Origin of the sequence: Amycolatopsis sp. DG1A-15b (assembly GCF_030285645.1) — a bacterium.
Taxonomy (GTDB): Bacteria; Actinomycetota; Actinomycetes; order Mycobacteriales; family Pseudonocardiaceae; genus Amycolatopsis.
This window is the reverse complement of record NZ_CP127296.1, coordinates 4,692,501-4,710,487: the sequence shown is the minus strand read 5'-3', so window position 1 is coordinate 4,710,487 and position 17,987 is coordinate 4,692,501. Positions and strand designations below refer to the sequence as shown.

General features: G+C 72.2%; 18 protein-coding genes (1 of these 18 only partly in view). 16 read left to right on the top strand and 2 right to left on the bottom strand.

The features are described 5' to 3' along the window. The first annotated feature begins 38 nt into the window (after positions 1 to 38). The 4 genes from rplT (at position 39) to pheT (ending at position 5,109) form a co-directional block, all read left to right on the top strand. Positions 39 to 416 (top strand): 50S ribosomal protein L20, encoded by a 378-nt coding sequence (rplT, locus tag QRY02_RS21425; protein WP_285993302.1) that lies wholly within the window; start codon positions 39 to 41, stop codon positions 414 to 416. Beyond that, positions 413 to 1,228, top strand: coding sequence for a TrmH family RNA methyltransferase (locus QRY02_RS21420; protein ID WP_502874265.1), 816 nt, complete (start codon positions 413 to 415; stop codon positions 1,226 to 1,228). The genes rplT and QRY02_RS21420 overlap by 4 nt, the downstream gene beginning before the upstream one ends. Positions 1,229 to 1,486: 258 nt before the next feature. Then, positions 1,487 to 2,548, top strand: coding sequence for a phenylalanine--tRNA ligase subunit alpha (gene pheS / locus QRY02_RS21415; RefSeq protein WP_285993301.1), 1,062 nt, complete (start codon positions 1,487 to 1,489; stop codon positions 2,546 to 2,548). Beyond that, a complete protein-coding gene (pheT, locus tag QRY02_RS21410; protein WP_285993300.1) occupies positions 2,548 to 5,109 on the top strand; it encodes a phenylalanine--tRNA ligase subunit beta in 2,562 nt (853 codons plus the stop codon). Before pheS ends, pheT begins: the two co-directional genes overlap by 1 nt. 315 nt (positions 5,110 to 5,424) lie before the next feature. Here pheT and QRY02_RS21405 read toward each other — a convergent pair whose 3' ends face one another. Further along, complete coding sequence (locus QRY02_RS21405; RefSeq protein ID WP_285993299.1) at positions 5,425 to 6,114, bottom strand: DNA alkylation repair protein; 690 nt, start codon at positions 6,112 to 6,114, stop codon at positions 5,425 to 5,427. A 193-nt stretch (positions 6,115 to 6,307) separates the two neighbouring features. Between QRY02_RS21405 and QRY02_RS21400 the strand changes: the two genes are divergently transcribed. From QRY02_RS21400 to QRY02_RS21390, 3 genes are all read left to right on the top strand, one after another. Beyond that, on the top strand, positions 6,308 to 7,891 hold the full coding sequence (locus QRY02_RS21400) for an alpha/beta hydrolase (protein WP_285993298.1): 1,584 nt from the start codon (positions 6,308 to 6,310) through the stop codon (positions 7,889 to 7,891). A gap of 203 nt (positions 7,892 to 8,094) precedes the next feature. Then, positions 8,095 to 8,592: a helix-turn-helix domain containing protein gene (locus QRY02_RS21395; RefSeq protein ID WP_285993297.1), complete on the top strand. Its 498-nt coding sequence runs from the start codon at positions 8,095 to 8,097 to the stop codon at positions 8,590 to 8,592. Between the two features lie 131 nt (positions 8,593 to 8,723). Continuing rightward, positions 8,724 to 8,993: a hypothetical protein gene (locus tag QRY02_RS21390; RefSeq protein ID WP_285993296.1), complete on the top strand. Its 270-nt coding sequence runs from the start codon at positions 8,724 to 8,726 to the stop codon at positions 8,991 to 8,993. Between the two features lie 262 nt (positions 8,994 to 9,255). Here the strand turns inward: QRY02_RS21390 and QRY02_RS21385 are convergent, their stop codons facing one another. Further along, positions 9,256 to 10,212 carry a helix-turn-helix transcriptional regulator gene (locus QRY02_RS21385; protein WP_285993295.1) on the bottom strand — a complete coding sequence of 319 codons (957 nt, stop codon included), beginning with the start codon at positions 10,210 to 10,212 and terminating at the stop codon, positions 9,256 to 9,258. A gap of 74 nt (positions 10,213 to 10,286) precedes the next feature. Here QRY02_RS21385 and argC point away from each other — a divergent pair, with 74 nt between their 5' ends. The 9 genes in view from argC to QRY02_RS21340 are tightly spaced (at most 60 nt apart) and all read left to right on the top strand, a layout consistent with a single transcriptional unit that may run on beyond the window. Further along, positions 10,287 to 11,315: an N-acetyl-gamma-glutamyl-phosphate reductase gene (gene argC, locus QRY02_RS21380; protein WP_285993294.1), complete on the top strand. Its 1,029-nt coding sequence runs from the start codon at positions 10,287 to 10,289 to the stop codon at positions 11,313 to 11,315. Further along, complete coding sequence (gene argJ / locus QRY02_RS21375; protein ID WP_285993293.1) at positions 11,312 to 12,472, top strand: bifunctional glutamate N-acetyltransferase/amino-acid acetyltransferase ArgJ; 1,161 nt, start codon at positions 11,312 to 11,314, stop codon at positions 12,470 to 12,472. The genes argC and argJ overlap by 4 nt, the downstream gene beginning before the upstream one ends. Then, entirely contained in the window at positions 12,469 to 13,386 is a 918-nt protein-coding gene (gene argB, locus QRY02_RS21370; RefSeq protein ID WP_285993292.1) for an acetylglutamate kinase, read from the top strand. Before argJ ends, argB begins: the two co-directional genes overlap by 4 nt. Then, positions 13,383 to 14,585: an acetylornithine transaminase gene (locus tag QRY02_RS21365; RefSeq protein WP_285993291.1), complete on the top strand. Its 1,203-nt coding sequence runs from the start codon at positions 13,383 to 13,385 to the stop codon at positions 14,583 to 14,585. Before argB ends, QRY02_RS21365 begins: the two co-directional genes overlap by 4 nt. Continuing rightward, entirely contained in the window at positions 14,585 to 15,511 is a 927-nt protein-coding gene (gene argF / locus QRY02_RS21360; protein ID WP_285993290.1) for an ornithine carbamoyltransferase, read from the top strand. Before QRY02_RS21365 ends, argF begins: the two co-directional genes overlap by 1 nt. Beyond that, positions 15,508 to 16,020: an arginine repressor gene (locus QRY02_RS21355; protein ID WP_285993289.1), complete on the top strand. Its 513-nt coding sequence runs from the start codon at positions 15,508 to 15,510 to the stop codon at positions 16,018 to 16,020. The genes argF and QRY02_RS21355 overlap by 4 nt, the downstream gene beginning before the upstream one ends. Continuing rightward, positions 16,017 to 16,343, top strand: a complete 327-nt coding sequence (locus QRY02_RS21350) for an argininosuccinate synthase (protein WP_285993288.1) — start codon at positions 16,017 to 16,019, stop codon at positions 16,341 to 16,343. The genes QRY02_RS21355 and QRY02_RS21350 overlap by 4 nt, the downstream gene beginning before the upstream one ends. Next, positions 16,340 to 17,755: an argininosuccinate lyase gene (argH, locus tag QRY02_RS21345; RefSeq protein WP_285993287.1), complete on the top strand. Its 1,416-nt coding sequence runs from the start codon at positions 16,340 to 16,342 to the stop codon at positions 17,753 to 17,755. Before QRY02_RS21350 ends, argH begins: the two co-directional genes overlap by 4 nt. Positions 17,756 to 17,815: 60 nt before the next feature. Next, positions 17,816 to 17,987: the 5' end (the start) of a DNA-3-methyladenine glycosylase gene (locus QRY02_RS21340; protein WP_285993286.1), read on the top strand. The gene runs 467 nt beyond the window's last position; only the first 172 of its 639 coding nucleotides appear in the window; it begins with the start codon at positions 17,816 to 17,818; its stop codon lies off the right edge, out of view.

Genomic DNA, 17,987 nt, shown 5'->3' with positions numbered 1-17,987 from the left:
GCGTCCCCCTCGCCCCCTGAGATCGACAGGATGGACCCGTGGCACGCGTCAAGCGGGCGGTCAACGCCCAGAAGAAGCGTCGCGCAACTCTCGAACTGGCCAGCGGCTACCGCGGCCAGCGTTCGCGGCTGTACCGCAAGGCCAAGGAGCAGACGCTTCACTCGCTCAACTACGCCTACCGGGACCGCCGTGCCCGCAAGGGTGACTTCCGCCAGCTGTGGATCACCCGCATCAACGCGGCCGCCCGGGCCAACGGCGTGACCTACAACCGGTTCATCCAGGGCATCAAGGCCGCGGGTGTCGAGGTCGACCGCAAGATCCTCGCGGACCTGGCCGTCAACGACGCCGCCGCCTTCGCCGCGCTGGCCGAGCTCGCCAAGGCCAACGTCAACACCGGCGAAGCGAAGTCGGCCTGACCGGCAGCTTTCCACGACCCGGGGCGGATCCGTTCACCGAACGGACCCCCCGGGTCGTTGCTGCGCGCAAATTGACCCGGCGCGCGGAACGCGACAGGACCGGCCGGTTCCTGGCCGAAGGCGCCAACGCCGTCGAGGCCGCGCTGGCGGACGGCACGGTGCACGAGCTGTTCGTCACCGCGCGCGCGTCCGCCCAGCACGCGAACCTGGTGGACGCGGCCCGCGCGGCCGGCGTCGGAGTCTCGCCGATCACCGACCGCGCCGCCGAGGGGCTGTCGGAAACCGTGACGCCGCAGGGCATCGTGGCCGTCTGCGCCCTGCTGGACCGGCCCCTCGAAGAGGTCGTGATCCCGGGCGCCCGGCTCGTGGTGGTGCTGGTGGACGTCGCCGACCCTGGCAACGCGGGCACGGTGATCCGCGTCGCCGACGCGGCGGGTGCCGACGCGGTGGTCCTGGCGGGCGACACGGTCGACCCGCACAACGGCAAGTGCGTCCGCGCGGCCGCCGGCAGCCTGTTCCACCTGCCGATCGCGCGTGTCCGCGACGTCCCGGCCGCGCTGGCCGCCTGCTCGGCCGCGGGCCTGCGGACGTTCGCCGCCCACGGCTACGCCGACGCCGAGCTCGATCGGGTGGACCTCGCCGTGCCGACGGCGTGGGTGTTCGGCAACGAGGCCCACGGCCTGCCCGACGACGTCCTCGACCGGGCCGACCTCGCGGTCCGGATCCCGATGTACGGCCGCGCGGAGAGCCTCAACCTCGCCACCGCGGCGGCCGTCTGCGTCTACACGAGCGCGCTGGCGGCACGCCGCTGACCAGCGGCCTGCCTCCTTGTTTCGGGTTGCGTCACGATCTTCGGCACCGCCGCGCCGGAGCCGGCGGAGCGGTGCCTGGTGCGCTCGGGTCGGCCGGCTTCGCCGAGGCGTTCCGGTCCCGGTGACCGCGGGTCCGCGCGCCCCCGGGGCGACCGGGGGCGCGCGGAGCCGATCCCATAGACTTTTCCCGCCTTTGACCTCTCGCGCGCCGTGTGCGGCGGAGCGCGAACGACCAGTCCCAGCGGACGCCGAGGAGTTATGTCCGGAGCCACGGAAAAGGAAGTACAGGGCGCGGTACTCGCCCCTGAGACGCTGCAGGAGGCGGTCAAGGCCGCCGAAGCGGCGTTCGCCGCCGCGACCGGGCTCGAAGGGCTGGCCGAGGTCAAGCCGGCCCACCTCGGCGACCACGCGCCGCTGATGCTGGCCCGCCGCGAGATCGGCGCCCTGCCGAAACAGGAGAAGGCCGAGGCGGGCAAGCGCGTCAACGAGGCCCGCCAGGCGGTCCAGGCGGCCTTCGACGCCCGCCGCGCCGAGCTCCAGGTGGAGCGCGACGAGCGCGTGCTGCGCGAAGAGGCGGTCGACGTCACCTTGCCGTGGGACCGCGTCCCGCGCGGCGCCCGGCACCCGATCAGCACCATCTCCGAACGCGTCGCGGACGCCTTCGTCGCGATGGGCTACGAGGTCGCCGAGGGGCCGGAGCTCGAAGCCGAGTGGTTCAACTTCGACGCGCTGAACTTCGGCAAGGACCACCCCGCCCGGCAGCTGCAGGACACGTTCTACGTCGGCGAAGAGGACTCGGGCCTGGTGCTGCGCACGCACACCTCGCCGGTCCAGGCGCGCACGCTGCTGCACCGCGACCTGCCGGTGTACGTCGTCTGCCCCGGCCGGACGTACCGCACCGACGAGCTCGACTCGACGCACACCCCGGTGTTCACCCAGGTCGAAGGTCTGGCGGTGGACAAGGGCATCACGATGGCCCACCTCAAGGGCACGCTGGACGCCTTCGCCCGCGCGATGTTCGGCGAGAGCTCGAAGACGCGGCTGCGCCCGCACTTCTTCCCCTTCACCGAGCCGTCCGCCGAGGTGGACGTCTGGTTCGAGGAGAAGAAGGGCGGCCCCGGCTGGGTCGAGTGGGGCGGCTGCGGCATGGTCAACCCGAACGTGCTGCGCGCCTGCGGTGTCGACCCCGAGGTGTACTCGGGGTTCGCCTTCGGCATGGGTATCGAGCGCACCCTGCAGTTCCGCAACGGGATCCCGGACATGCGCGACATGGTGGAGGGCGACGTCCGCTTCACCCTTCCCTTCGGAACGGAGGCGTAGTGCGAGTTCCAGTCAGCTGGCTGACCGAACACCTCGATCTCACCGAGGAGGTCACGCCGCAGGACCTGGCCGACGCGTTCGTCCGGATCGGCATCGAGGTCGACGACCTGCGCGAACTCGGCCCGGTGACCGGCCCGCTGGTCGTCGGCCGGGTGGCCGAGGTCGAGGAGCTCACCGAGTTCAAGAAGCCGGTGCGGTTCTGCCGCGTCGACGTCGGCGAGCCCGCCGACGAAGCCGAGGAACTCGACGACGAGGACGAAGAGGACGACGACGAAGAGGGCGAGTTCGACGAGGGCCCGCACGGCATCAAGACCCGCGGCATCATCTGCGGTGCGCGCAACTTCGTCGAGGGTGACCTGGTCGTTGTCGCGCTGCCCGGCGCCGTCCTGCCCGGCGACTTCGCCATCGCCGCCCGCAAGACCTACGGCCGCGTCAGCGACGGCATGATCTGCTCGGCGCGCGAGCTCGGCCTCGGCGACGACCACACCGGCATCCTCGTGCTTCCCCCGGGCACCGCGAGCCCGGGTGACGACGCCCAGGAGCTGCTCGGCCTGAACGACTCGGTGATCGAGCTCGCCCCGACTCCGGACCGCGGCTACGCGCTGTCGATCCGCGGGCTGGCGCGTGAGCTGTCGAACGCACTCGACGTGCCCTTCGGCGACCCGGCGCTGCTGGAGGTCCCGGCGGCCGAGGGCGACGCCTGGCCGGTCCGCATCGAGGACCCGGAAGGCTGCCCGCGGTTCGTGCTGCGCCGGGTCACCGGCCTGGACGCGACCGCACCGACGCCGTGGCGGATGCGCCGGCGGCTGATGCTGGCCGGCATCCGGTCGATTTCGCTGGCCGTCGACGTCACGAACTACGTGATGCTCGAGCTCGGGCACCCGCTGCACGCCTTCGCCACCAAGGCCATCCAGGGCGACCTGGTGGTGCGGCGGGCGGAGCCGGGCGAGAAGCTGACCACTTTGGACGATGTCGAGCGCACGCTCGACCCGGACGACGTGGTCATCGCCGACGACAGCGGCGTCATCTCGCTGGCCGGCACGATGGGGGGCGCGAGCACCGAGATCACGCCGGAGAGCACCGACGTGCTGCTCGAAGCGGCGCACTGGAACCCGGCGGCGATCAGCCGCACCGCGCGGCGGCACAAGCTGTTCTCCGAGGCCGCCAAGCGGTTCGAGCGGTTCACCGACCCGCAGCTGTGCGCGGCGGCCGTCGAGCTCGCCGCCCGGCTGCTGCGCCAGTACGGCGACGCCGCCATCCAGCCCGGCCGCACCGACGAGGGCGCGGTCGAGCCGAACCAGGCGGTCGTCATGCCGATCAACCTGCCCGACAAGGTCGCGGGCGTGAACTACCAGCGCGGGGTGACGGTCCGCCGGCTCACCCAGATCGGCTGCAAGGTCTCGGTCAGCACGGGTGACGACGGCACCGGCCAGGTCACGGCGATCCCGCCGAGCTGGCGCGGCGATCTGCGCCAGCCGGCCGACCTCGTCGAAGAGGTGCTGCGGCTCGAGGGGTACGACAGCATCCCGTCGACGCTGCCGGCGGCTCCGGCCGGCCGCGGCCTGACCGACGGCCAGCGGCGCGTCCGGGGTGTCTCCCGGGCGCTGGCCGAGGCGGGGTACGTCGAGGTGCGCCCGTTCCCGTTCGTCAGCGACGCGGTGTGGGACGCCTTCGGCCTCCCGGCCGACGACAGCCGCCGCAACGCGGTGGTCGTCCGCAACCCGCTGGAGGCCGACCGCAACCGCCTGGCGACGACGTTGCTGCCGGGCCTGCTGGACACCATGCAGCGCAACGTGTCCCGCGGGATGAAGGACGTTTCGCTGTACCACATCGGCCAGGTGGTGCTCCCGGCTCCGAACCCGCTGAAGGTCCCGGCCCTCGGCGTCGACCGGCGGCCTTCGGACGAGGAACTGGCCCTGCTGGAGGCCGCGGTGCCGCAGCAGCCGCTGCACGTGGCGGTGGTCCTCGCCGGGAACCGGCGCCGGGCCGGCTGGTGGGGCGCGGGCGAGCCGGCCAACTGGGCCGACGCGGTCCAGGCGGCCCGCACGGTCGCGGAGGCGGCCGGGGTCGAGCTGACGGTGCAGGCGGCCGACCTCCCGCCGTGGCACCCGGGCCGCTGCGCCCAGCTCCGGGTCGGCGACTGGCCGGTCGGCTACGCGGGTGAGCTGCACCCGAAGGTCGTCGAGGCCCTCGGGCTGCCGCCCCGGACGGTGGCGATGGAGCTGGACCTCGACGCGATCCCGCTCCCGGACGCCCGCCCGGCACCGAGCGTGTCGGGCTACCCGCCGGTGCTCTTGGACGTGGCCCTGGTGGCGGCGGCGGAGGTCCCGTCGGCCGACCTCGCGGAGGTCCTCCGCACGGGGGCGGGCGAGCTCCTGGAGGACATCACGCTGTTCGACGTGTACGCGGGTGAGCAGGTCGGCGAGGGCAAGCGATCGCTGGCGTACAAGCTGCGTTTCCGCGCCCCGGACCGCACGTTGACGGTCGACGAGGCCACCAAGGCCCGCGACGCGGCGGTGGCAGCGGCAGGCGAGCGCTTCAACGCAACCCTCCGCGCCTGACGGTCACCCGGCCCCTCCCGCCATCCGGCCGGAGGGGCCGGCCCGCGCCGCGGCCCTCACCCGGCCCCACGCCGCGGCCCTCACCCGGCCCCGCGCCGCGGCCCTCACCCGGCCCGCGCCGACCCCCATCCCCACGCGCCAACCCTCCAGCCCCACGTGTCGTCCGTCCAGGTACGCGTGTCGTCCGCCTAGGTACGCGTGTCGTCCGCCTAGGTACGCGTGTCGTCCCTCCAGTCACGCGAGCCGACCCTCCAGACACACCAGCCGACCCTCCAGTCACGCGAGCCGACCCTTCCGGTACGCCGCATCCGCACTTCAGCCGATGTGCTTGAGCGCCTCCCGTCTGGACAACCCGGACAACCCCGGGTGATCGTCCACGAAGCACCGCACCCAGTCCGGCGCCGTCTTCGCGTAGTCCCGCAGGGCCCAGCCGATTCCCTTGCGCAGGAAGAACTCGGTCTCACCGATCGCCGGCTCGATCGCGCGGGTGAGCAGATCCGTGTCCGTGTCCTCCTTGGCCCCCACCTGGCAGATGATGGCCGTCCGGCGGCGCCAGAGGTCGTCGTCGCCGGCCCAGGCCAGCATGATCGGCGTCATCCGGGGGCGGTGCTCCCGGAGGATCGGGCCGATCCGGCGGATGGCGAGCTCGTCCACGTGGTCCCACCACGCTCCGTCGACGATCATTTCCTCGTACACCGGGACCAGGTCCGGGTCCTGCCACCGCCAGTAGGCCCGGTATCCGGAAAGATCGATGGCCGCGTAGCGCTCTTCGCGGAATTCGGCGGTTCGCCACAACTTCAGGACGGTTTCCGAAAATGTCACCCGATCGGGCAATGTGTGCTCGGCCAGCACCCGCTTGAGGAGCGCGCTGCGCTCGGGTTTCGCCACCCCGCGGAAGGGCATGGCCGACTTCATGTACGCCTGCATCGGCGGCGCTTTCGCCGGGTCGGCCAGTTCCGCCAGCCCGGCGCGGATCGCCTTGACCAGCCTCTCGTCCGCGCTCATCCGTCCTCCCTCGGGCTTCGGCGATCCGGAGCGTACCGGCGGCCACCGACAGTTCCGGCGCCGCGCGGTCGCCGCAGGTCCCGACGAAAGGCGGATGGCGAAAGTCGCGTCGGTCAGCGAGATTGGCCGAGGTTGCCGGTAGTTTCGTCGAAAATCTGGCGAACGCCGTCGAATGCGGACGAAAAGGACGACTGTGAAAAGAATCGTTGCCGCCATCGCCGCCGCGGGGCTCGCGGCCGGGCTGATGGCCGCCGCGCCCGCCGCCTCGGCCGAATCCGGGGTGCAGTTCACCCCCGCGCCGATCGCCTGGGGCCCCTGCGCGTCGGCGAGCCTCAAGGCCAACGGCGCCGAATGCGGCTTCCTCGAAGTGCCGATGGACTACGCGAAGCCGGGCGGGGCGAAGGTCTCCGTCGCGGTCTCGCGGATCAAGCACAAGACCGCGCAGTCCCAGGGCATCATGCTGGTGAACCCGGGCGGCCCGGGTGGCTCCGGCCTCGGCCTGTCGGTGCTCGGCAAGTACGTGCCGAACCACGCCGGGGACAACTACGACTGGATCGGCTTCGACCCGCGGGGTGTCGGATCCAGCAAGCCCGCCGTCAGCTGCGACGGGAACTACTTCAGCTACAACCGGCCGGCGTACGTGCCGACCACCGTGCAGCTGGAGAAGACCTGGCTCGCCCGCTCCAAGGGGTACGCCGACGCGTGCCGCAAGAACGGCGAGATCCTGAACCACCTGAAGACGACCGACGTCGCACAGGACATGGACAGCCTGCGCAAGGCGCTGGGCGAGAAGCAGATCAACTACTACGGCTTCTCCTACGGCACCTACCTCGGCCAGGTGTACAGCACGCTGTACCCGAAGAACGTCCGCCGGATGGTGCTGGACGGCAACGTCGACCCGCGGAAGGTCTGGTACCAGGCCAACCTCGACCAGGACGTCGCGTTCGACAAGAACATCAAGATCTACTTCGACTGGCTGGCCAAGTACGACGACGTCTACCACCTGGGCAAGACCGGCGACGCCGTCGAGAAGCTCTGGTACGACACCCAGCGCAAGCTCGCCAAGGACCCGGCGGGCGGGGTCGTCGGCGGCGACGAGTGGACCGACATCTTCCTGCAGGCCGGTTACTACGTCTTCGGCTGGGTCGACATGGCCAAGGCCTTCGACGGCTACGTGCACAAGGGTGACTGGCAGACGCTCAAGGCGCTCTACGACGCCTCGAACCCGCCCGGCAACGACAACGGCTTCGCCGTGTACCTGGGCGTGCAGTGCACCGACGTGCAGTGGCCGACCGACTGGAACCGGTGGCGGATCGACAACTGGCTGACCTACTTCAAGGCCCCGTTCGAGACCTGGGGCAACGCCTGGTTCAACGCGCCCTGCGTGTTCTGGCCGGCGAAGGCGGGCAAGCCGGTGGACATCGACGGCCGCAAGGTGGCCGGTGCGCTGCTCATCAGCGAAGAGCTCGACGCCGCCACGCCGTACGCCGGCAGCCTCGAGGTGCGGAAGCGGTTCCCGAACTCGAGCCTGATCAGCGCGCCGGGCGGGACGACGCACGCCGGTTCGCTGTCCGGGGTGTCCTGTGTGGACGACAAGATCGCCGACTACCTGGCCACCGGCACCCTGCCGAAGCGTCAGCCCGGCAACCACTCGGACGTCCAGTGCGACCCGGTGCCGGCGCCGGTGCCCGACGGCGCCGCGGCGCAGAAGTCGGACAACTCCGCGAAGGCCGCCCAGGAGAAGCAGAGCACGCTGGCCCAGCTGCTGCACTTCTGAGCGAACCCGCTTGATCCCGCTGCCCCGGTCCGGTTCTTCCGGACCGGGGCAGCGTCTTGTCCGCCGGTGTCCCATCGTCGCCTCCTGGTGACGGTTCGTGGTCGCCGGAGACGTTAGGGGAGGGGTCCGACAATTTCGGAGCGAAGTGGGCCGTGAGCTGCGCGTGACCGAAAATTGTCGGGGGTGCGCGCTAGCTTCGTGGCATGTCGATCATCGAAGAGCGCCGGACCGAGATCCGGGCCGAGGACAACACCTACCAGATCGTGGTCGCGACCAGGACGGACGCCGACCGCGCCGAACCCACACCCCGGGTGATGATCACCCTGGAAGCCGGCGGCCCCGGCGGCGAACCGGTCGCCGAGGGCAGCCTCGACCTCGACGTCGCGGTGGCGGCCACGGTGGCCGAGCTCGTCGCGGACGAGTTGCTGTCCGCGACCGGCGCGGGCCGCGGGCCGCGGCGAAGATCCGCGGGCCGTCCTGCCCAGCAGGGCCGCCCGTGGAGCGAGGAGTCGGACGCGGAGCTGGAGAGCCGGTGGATCGCGGGGGAGAGCGTCGCGCAGCTCGCGGCGTACTTCGAGCGCACCCCCGGCGGCATCCGTGCCCGGCTGCCGCGCGTGGGCTGCGACCCGGAAAACCCGGGCTGTTACCTCCCCGTGCCGCCGAGCAGGCGCACGGACCTGGACGGAGGTGAGCCGGGCTGACCGGCGGCGGTGGGCCGGTCCGCTGTGTGGACCGGCCCACCGGCCATCGCGTTCCACCGCGAGCTGACCGCGCGTCACCCGGCGCGCCCGGGGACGAGCTGCCGGACAGTCCCTGGCCCGCGGAGCTGACCGTGGTCGGCGAGGCGGCGTTGGGGCGGTTGTCGCCGGAGAACTGGTTCGCGGTCCTCGATCGAGGCGACCACTACGTCCAAGCCGGCTTCGGCGAGCAGGCGGCGACTCGTGGCGGGTGGTTCGCGCTGGAACACCGCGAAGGGTTGCCCGACCGGCATTTCCGCACGGAGGTCGCGGACCGGGCCCACCTCGTCCGCGCGTTCACCGGCTTCGCCGCGGCCGACGACAACTGGCGGCGGGAATGCGAATGGCAGCGGCTGAATTTCTGACCGCCGCGCACCGAAGCACATCCAGGGAGGAGGAGCAGTGCTGCACCACGGGGTACACCCACGCCATGGCCGGCAGGTTCAGGCGCCGGACGGGGTTCCGGTGGGCGGCCGAGGGGACAGCCGCTGTTCCGGGCGCCCGGAACGCGGCCGGTCAGTCCGGCATGGCCGCGGTTGCGCGGGAGGCCGGCACCGCGAGCACCGGGCGGGTGGCCGAGGAGTGAGCCGCCGTCCCGAGCAGCCGTTCCCGCGCCGGGCTCCCCGGTCAGTCCGGCACCGCCGCGGCCGCGCGGGCGGCCAGCACCTTGAGGTGTTCGACCAGCTCCGGCGGTTCCTCGACCGTGAACGCGCACCCCAGGCCCAGCAGCCGGAAGGCGAGCCAGTCCAGGGTGTCCGGGTGGCTGCGCCATCGGCACCGGCCGTCGCCGAGGTCGGTCAGGTCGCCCGCCGCCGGGCCGAGCCGGGACGCGATCTGCGCTGCCGGTTCCGCCAGGACTCCCACCGCGCGGTACGTCGGTGCGAGGTCGTGGAACCGGGCGGTGACGTAGGCGGCCAGGTCCGTGGCGGGCGGCTCGCGCGGCACCGCCCGGCCGCCGGTCGCCTGGGCTTCGCGGACGCGGTCGGCGCGGAACACGCGCCAGTCCGCCCGGTCGAGGTCGTACGCGACCAGGTACCAGCGGCGGCCGGCGGCGACCAGCCGGAGCGGCTCGGCCCGGCGCCGGGTCTCGGTCCCGTCGTGGGCGCGGTAGCGGAACCGGACGGTTTCGCGGTTGGTGATCGCCCCGGCGAACACGGTGAGCTGCGCCGGGTCGACGACCGGCCCGGTGGCCGGCACGGCGACCGTCGCCGTGCCGATCGTGCCCACCCGGCGGCGCAGCCGCGCCGGCAGGACCTGCTCCAGCTTGGCGAGCGCCCGCACGGACGCCTCCCCGATGCCGGAAACGGACTGCCCCGCGGCGGTCCGCAGCCCCACCGCGATCGCGACGGCTTCCTCGTCGTCGAGCACGAGCGGGGGCATCGCGGTGCCGGCGACCAGCCGGTATCCGCCGGCGACTCCGCGGGCGGCCTCGACCGGGTAGCCCAGGTCGCGCAGCCGCTCGATGTCGCGGCGGATGGTCCGCGGGCTGACCCCCAGGCGCGCGGCCAGTTCGCTGCCCGGCCATTCGCGCGGTGTCTGGAGCAGCGAGAGCAGGTCGAGCAGCCGGGCGGGGGTGTCCGTCATGCGCCCAGCATCCCAAGGTGGCGGCCACCACTCCGGGTTTGTTTAGACTTGCAAGGGCGTGCATAATCATGCGTATGACGGTGAACATCGCGGTGGCCGGAGCCAGCGGGTACGCGGGTGGTGAGCTGCTGCGCCTGCTCCTGACCCATCCCGGGGTCGAGATCGGCGCGCTCACGGCCGCCAGCAGCGCGGGCACGAAGCTCGGCGTCCACCAGCCCCACCTCGTCCCCCTTGCCGACCGCGTCCTGGCCGAGACGACGCCGGAGACCCTCGCCGGCCACGACGTCGTCTTCCTCGCGCTGCCCCACGGGCACTCCGCGGCGATCGCGGCGCAGCTCGGCCCGGACGTCCTGGTGGTCGACCTCGGGGCCGACCACCGCCTGGCCGACGCCGGCGACTGGCAGCGCTGGTACGGCGGCGACCACGCCGGCCAGTGGCCGTACGGCCTGCCCGAGCTGCCCGGCGCCCGGGAGAGGCTCGCCGGCACCAAGCGCATCGCCGTGCCGGGCTGCTTCCCGACCGGCGGATCGCTGGCCCTGGCGCCCGCGTTCGCCGCCGGCCTGATCGAGCCCGACGTCACGATCGTGGCGGTCACCGGGACCTCCGGCGCCGGCAAGAGCCTCAAGCCGAACCTGCTCGGGTCCGAGGTGATGGGTTCGGCGAGCGCGTACGGCGTCGGCGGCGCCCACCGCCACACCCCCGAGTTCGTGCAGAACCTCTCGGCTGTCGCGGGCGAGCAGGTCACCGTGTCCTTCACCCCGGTGCTCGCGCCGATGCCCCGCGGCATCCTCACCACGGCGAGCGCTCCGCTGAAGGACGGCGTCGACGAGGCCGCCGCCCGGGCGGCGTACGAAAAGGCCTACGACGCGGAGCCGTTCGTCCAGCTCCTGCCCGCCGGTGCCTGGCCGGCGACCGCATCGACGCTCGGCTCGAACAACACCCAGCTGCAGGTCACGGTCGACACCGGCGCGCGCCGCCTGGTCGTCGTCGCCGCGATCGACAACCTGACCAAGGGCACCGCGGGTGGTGCCGTCCAGTCGATGAACCTGGCCCTCGGCCTCCCGGAAACCACCGGGCTTCCCACCGTAGGAGTGGCACCGTGACCGTCACCGGCCCCCAGGGCTTCCGCGCCGCCGGCGTCGCCGCCGGGATCAAGGCCTCCGGCGCGCTCGACCTCACCCTGGTCGTCAACGACGGCCCGCTCGACGTCGCGGCCGGCGTGTTCACCCGCAACGTCATCAAGGCCGCGCCGGTGCTGTGGTCGCAGGAAGTGCTCAAGCAGCAGCGGCTGAAGGCCGTCGTCCTCAACTCGGGCGGTGCCAACGCGGCCACCGGGCCCGGCGGCTTCCAGGACACCCACGCCACCGCCGAGAAGGTCGCCGAAGTGCTGCAGGCCGGCGCGATCGAGGTCGCCGTCTGCTCCACCGGCCTGATCGGCGAACGGCTCCCGATGGACGCGGTCCTGTCCGGAGTGGACACCGCCTTCAAGGCCCTCGACGCCGGCGCCGAAGCGGGCCTCAACGCCGCCAAGGGCGTGATGACGACCGACACGAAGCCGAAGCAGGCGTTCGCGAAGCACGACAACGGCTGGAGCGTCGGCGGCTTCGCCAAGGGCGCCGGCATGCTCGCGCCGAACCTCGCCACCATGCTCTCGGTCCTGACCACCGACGCCGTCGTGGACAAGGAAATCCTCGACCGGGCCCTGCGCGCGGCGACCCACATCACCTTCGACCGGCTCGACGTCGATGGCGGCACGTCCACCAACGACACGGTGCTGGTCCTGGCGTCCGGCGCGAGCGGGGTCGAACCCGGCGAAGCCGAGCTCACCGAGCTGCTCACCGCGGTCAGCCACGACCTGGTGCTCCAGCTGCGCGCGGATTCCGAGGGCGCGACCAAGGACGTCGACGTCACCGTGCGGGGCGCGGCCACCGAGGCCGACGCGATCGCCGTCGCCCGCACGATCGCCGAGGACAACCTGGTCAAGACGGCGCTGTTCGGCTCCGACCCGAACTGGGGCCGGATCGCCATGGCGCTCGGCCGGGTACCGGCCCGCATCGACCCGGAAGCGGTGTCGATCGCGATCAACGGCGTCACCTTGTTCGCCCAGGGCGTGCCCGCCGCCGACCGGTCCGAGGCGGACCTCACCGGCCGGGCCATCGAGATCGTCGTCGACCTCGGCGTCGGCGAGAGCACCGCGACCATCTACACCACGGATCTTTCGCACGGTTACGTCGAAGAGAACAGCGCGTACTCCTCATGAACCAGGAGGCTCTGATTTCCGCGGACGAACGACTCGCGACGGCGGCCGAGAAGGCCGGTGTGCTCATCGAAGCGCTGCCCTGGCTGCAGCGGTTCCACGGTGCCACCGTGGTGGTGAAGTACGGCGGCAACGCCATGATCGACGACCAGCTGAAGGCGGCCTTCGCCGAGGACATGGTGTTCCTCCGGCTGGCCGGCCTGCGCCCGGTCGTCGTGCACGGCGGCGGGCCGCAGATCACCGCGATGCTCAAGCGCCTCGGCGTCGAAGGCGAGTTCAAGGGCGGCCTGCGGGTCACCACGCCGGAGACGATGGACATCGTCCGGATGGTGCTCACCGGGCAGGTCAGCCGGGAGCTCGTCGGGCTGATCAACGCCCACGGGCCGTACGCGGTCGGCATCTCCGGCGAGGACGCCCGGTTGTTCACCGCCGAACGCAAACAGGCCACTGTGGACGGTGAGCAGGTCGACATCGGGCTCGTCGGCGAGGTCGCCGAGGTCAACCCGGACGCCGTGCTCGACATCGTCAACGCCGGGCGCATCCCGGTGGTGTCGACCGTGGCCCCGGACGTCGACGGCATCGTGCACAACGTCAACGCCGACACGGCCGCGGGTGCGCTGGCGGCCGCGCTGGGCGCCGAGAAGCTTGTGGTGCTCACCGACGTCGAAGGCCTGTACGCGAACTGGCCCGACCGCTCGTCGCTGATCGACCGCATCCGCGTCGACCACCTCGAGCCGATGCTGCCCGGCCTGGCCAGCGGCATGATCCCGAAGATGGAGGCGTGCGTGCGCGCCATCCGGGGCGGCGTGCGCCGGGCGCACGTGATCGACGGCCGCCTCGCCCATTCGGTGCTGCTGGAGGTCTTCACTTCACGCGGCGTCGGCACCATGGTCTTCCCCGAAACGGAGCTCCCGTGACCGACCTTACGTCCAATGTGGACGGCCAGGCGCACTGGCAGTCCGCCCTGATGGACAACTACGGCACACCGAAGCTGACGCTGGTGCGCGGCGAAGGCGCGAAGGTGTGGGACGCCGACGGCCAGGAGTACGTCGACCTCGTCGGCGGCATCGCCGTCAACGCGCTCGGCCACGCGCACCCGGCCGTCGTCGAAGCCGTCACCGAGCAGATCAAGCGGCTCGGCCACACCTCGAACCTCTACGTCAACCCCGTCGCCGTCGAGCTCGCCGAGGCGCTGCTCGACGTCGCCGGCCTCACCGGCCACGGCAAGGTGCTGTTCGTCAACTCCGGCGCCGAGGCCAACGAAGCCGCGCTGAAGATCAGCCGGCTGACCGGCCGCACCAAGGTGGTCGCCGCCGAAGGCGCGTTCCACGGCCGGACCATGGGCGCGCTCACGCTCACCGGCCAGCCCGCCAAGCGAGACGCCTTCAAGCCGCTGGTGCCCGGGGTGGAGCACGTGCCGTTCGGCGACGTCGGGGCGCTCCAGGCCGCCGTCGACACCGACACCGCGGCCGTGTTCCTGGAGCCGGTGCTCGGGGAGGCGGGTGTCATCCCGGCGCCGGACGGCTACCTGCAGGCCGCCCGCGAAATCACCAAGGCCACCGGCACGCTGCTGGTGCTCGACGAGGTGCAGACCGGTCTCGGCCGGCTCGGCACCTGGTTCGGTTACCAGCAGGCCGGCATCGTCCCGGACGTCATCACGCTGGCGAAGGGGCTCGGCGGCGGGCTGCCGCTGGGCGCGGTGATCGGCGTCGGCGCGGCGGGCGACCGGCTCAAGCCGGGCCAGCACGGCACCACCTTCGGCGGCAACCCGGTCTGCTGCGCGGCCGGGCTCGCCGTGCTGAAGACCATCGCCGCCGAGGGCCTCCTCGACCACGTCGCCTCGCTGGGCAAGGACATCGCGGCGGGCGTCGAGGCGCTGGGGCACCCGCTCGTCGCCGGCGTGCGCGGCGCCGGGCTGCTGCTCGGCATCGCCCTGAAGCAGCCGGTCTCGGCGGCGGTCGCCCAGGCCGCCCAGGCCGCGGGCTACCTCGTCAACCCGGTCGCGCCGGACACCGTCCGGCTCGCGCCCCCGCTCGTCCTCGACGGCGAGCAGGCCGAGGGCTTCCTCGCCGCACTCCCGAACGCGCTCGACTCCACCACGAAGGACTCCGACTGATGCTGCGCCACTTCCTCCGCGACGACGACGTGAGTCCGGCCGAGCAGAAGGCCATCCTCGACCTCGCCGACGCGCTCAAGGCCGACCCGCTGGGCAACAAGACCCTCGCCGGCAAGTCCATCACGGCGATCTTCGAGAAGAACTCGACGCGGACCCGGTTCTCGTTCGAGGTCGGCATCAGCCAGCTCGGCGGCCACCCGGTGATCGTCGACGGCCGCTCGATGCAGCTCGGCCGCGAAGAGACCATCGAGGACACTTCGCGGGTCCTCTCGCGGTACGTCGACGGGATCGTGTGGCGCACCTTCGCGCAGAAGCGCCTCGAGACGATGGCGTCGGCCGCGTCGATCCCGGTGGTCAACGCGCTCACCGACGAGTTCCACCCGTGCCAGGTGCTCACCGACCTGATGACGATCCGCGAGCGCAAGGGCAAGCTCGCCGGCCTCACCCTCGTCTACCTCGGCGACGGCGCCAACAACATGGCGCACTCGCTGCTGCTCGGCGGTGTCACCGCCGGGATGCACGTCCGGGTCGTCTCGCCGGTCGGCTTCCAGCCGGACCAGGGCGTGATGCTGGACGCGAAGAAGCGCGCGAGCGAAACCGGCGGCACCGCCACCGTCTACACCGACGCGTACGCGGCCGTCGACGGCGCGGACGTGCTCGTCACCGACACGTGGACGTCGATGGGCCAGGAGAACGACGGCCTCGACCGGGTCGGCCCGTTCCGCGCCCTGCAGGTCAACGCCGAGCTGCTGAAGAGGGCCGCGGACGACGCGATCGTGCTGCACTGCCTGCCCGCGCACCGCGGCTGGGAGATCACCGACGAGGTGATCGACGGCCCGGCCAGCGCGGTCTGGGACGAAGCCGAGAACCGGCTGCACGCCCAGAAGGCCCTGCTGGTCTGGCTGTTCGAAGAGCGCCGGCGATGACCAGCAGCCGGGTGGGGCGGCAGGCGCGGATCACCGAGCTGGTGTCCACCATGACGATCCGCAGCCAGACCGAGCTGGCGAAGCTGCTGGCCGCCGAGGGCATCGAGGTCACCCAGGCGACGCTGTCGCGCGACCTCGACGAGCTGGGCGCGGTCAAGCTGCGCGGGCCGGACTCGGGCGCGCCGGTCTACGTCATCCCGGAGGACGGCAGCCCCGTCCGCGGGGTGCAGGGCGGGACGTCGCGGCTCTCCCGGCTGCTCGCGGAGCTGATGGTCTCGGCGGACTCGTCCGGCAACCTGATGGTGCTGCGGACGCCGCCGGGCGCGGCGCAGTTCCTGGCCAGCGCCATCGACCGGGCGGCGCTCGAAGAGGTCGTCGGCTCGATTGCGGGCGACGACACGGTCGCCGTCATCGCGCGAGAACCCCTGAACGGCAAGGAACTGGCGGAGCGCTTCGCCGCCCTCGCGCACCGGTCGGCGCACGAAGCCGGAGACGAAGGACCACCATGACCGTGCTCGCCGACATCTTCCCGGCCGAGGGCGAGTTCCTCGCGCCGGACGAGGTCGTGATCACCTTCGACCGCGGGGTTCCGGTGGCGATCGACGGCGAGACCGTCTCCGTCGCCGAAGCGCGCCGCATGCTGAGCGCGCGCGGGGAGGCGCAGAGAATCGGCCGCGGTCGAGCGTGTGCCGCGCTCGAACTGCGGGCCGGCCGTGGATGCGCCAGTCTGGCCGGCGCCGTGTCGGGCGAAGTCCGCCTGGTCCTGTACGACGGCCGGGTGACGGCCGAAGACCTGAATCCGACGAACACCGAGGAGAAGCGAGAACAGTGAGCGGGAACGAGCAGCCGGTGCAGCTGTGGGGCGGCCGGTTCGCCAGTGGTCCGGCGGAGGCCATGGCCGCGCTGAGCGCGTCGACGCACTTCGACTGGCGCCTGGCGCCCTACGACATCGCCGGGTCGCGTGCGCACGCTCGTGTGCTGCGCAAGGCGGGCCTGCTCACCGGCGACGAGCTGACCGGCATGCTGGCCGCGCTGGACACGCTCGCCCAGGACGTCGCGTCGGGGGCGTTCACGCCGACGATCGCCGACGAGGACGTGCACACCGCCCTCGAGCGCGGCCTGCTCGAGCGCGCGGGCACCGAGCTCGGCGGCAAGCTGCGCGCCGGCCGCTCGCGCAACGACCAGGTGGCCACGCTGTTCCGGATGTGGCTGCGCGACGCCGCGCGCCGGGTCGTCGCCGGCACCCTGGAGGTCATCGACGCGCTGGTGTCGCAGGCGAAGCGGCACCCGGACGCGATCCTGCCCGGCCGCACGCACCTGCAGCACGCCCAGCCGGTGCTGCTCGCCCACCACCTGATGGCCCACGGTCAGGCGCTGCTGCGCGACGTCTCGCGGCTGCAGGACTGGGACGCCCGCACGGCCGAGTCGCCGTACGGCTCGGGGGCCCTCGCCGGCTCGTCGCTGGGTCTCGACCCCGAGGCCGTCGCCGAAGAGCTCGGCTTCGCCACCAGCGTCGAGAACTCCATCGACGGCACCGCTTCGCGGGACTTCGTCGCCGAGTTCGCCTTCGCCGTCGCGATGCTCTCGGTCAACCTGTCCCGGATCGCCGAAGAGGTGATCATCTGGAATACCGCCGAGTTCGGGTACGTCACCCTGGACGACGCCTGGGCCACCGGCAGCTCGATCATGCCTCAGAAGAAGAACCCGGACGTCGCGGAGCTGACGCGCGGCAAGGCGGGCCGGCTGATCGGCAACCTCACCGGCCTGCTGGCCACCCTCAAGGCGCAGCCGCTGGCCTACAACCGGGACCTGCAGGAGGACAAGGAGCCGGTGTTCGACTCGGTCGAGCAGCTCGAGCTCCTGTTCCCGGCGATCGCCGGCATGCTCGAAACGCTCACCTTCCACACCGACCGGCTCGCCGAGCTGGCCCCGGCCGGCTTCACCCTGGCCACCGACATCGCCGAGTGGCTGGTGCGCCAGGGTGTCCCGTTCCGCGTCGCGCACGAAGCGGCGGGCGAGAGCGTCCGCGTCGCCGAGTCCCGCGGCGTCGGCTTGGACGAGCTGACCGACGAAGAGTTCGAGAAGATCAACCCGGCGCTCACGCCCGCGGTGCGTGAAGTCCTGACCGTCGAAGGTTCGGTGAAGTCCCGCGACGCTCGGGGCGGCACGGCGCCGGTGCGCGTGGCCGAGCAGCGCGCCCGGCTCGAGGAGCGCGTCACCGCGGCCCGGCAGTGGCTGAACTGATCCCGGCGGAGGCCGGTCGCTAGGCTGGCCTCCGCAGTACAGCCCGAAAGGAACCCCCGTTTGAGCGGCGACGCAGACCGGTTGTTCACCCGCGGCGAACTGGCCCTGGACCCCGTCGACCTGGCCCACCTGCTGCTCGGCTCGGTCCTGGAGGCCGACGGTCCCGACGGCACCGTCGGCGTCCGGCTGGTCGAAGTCGAGGCCTACCGCGGCGAGGACGATCCGGCGTCGC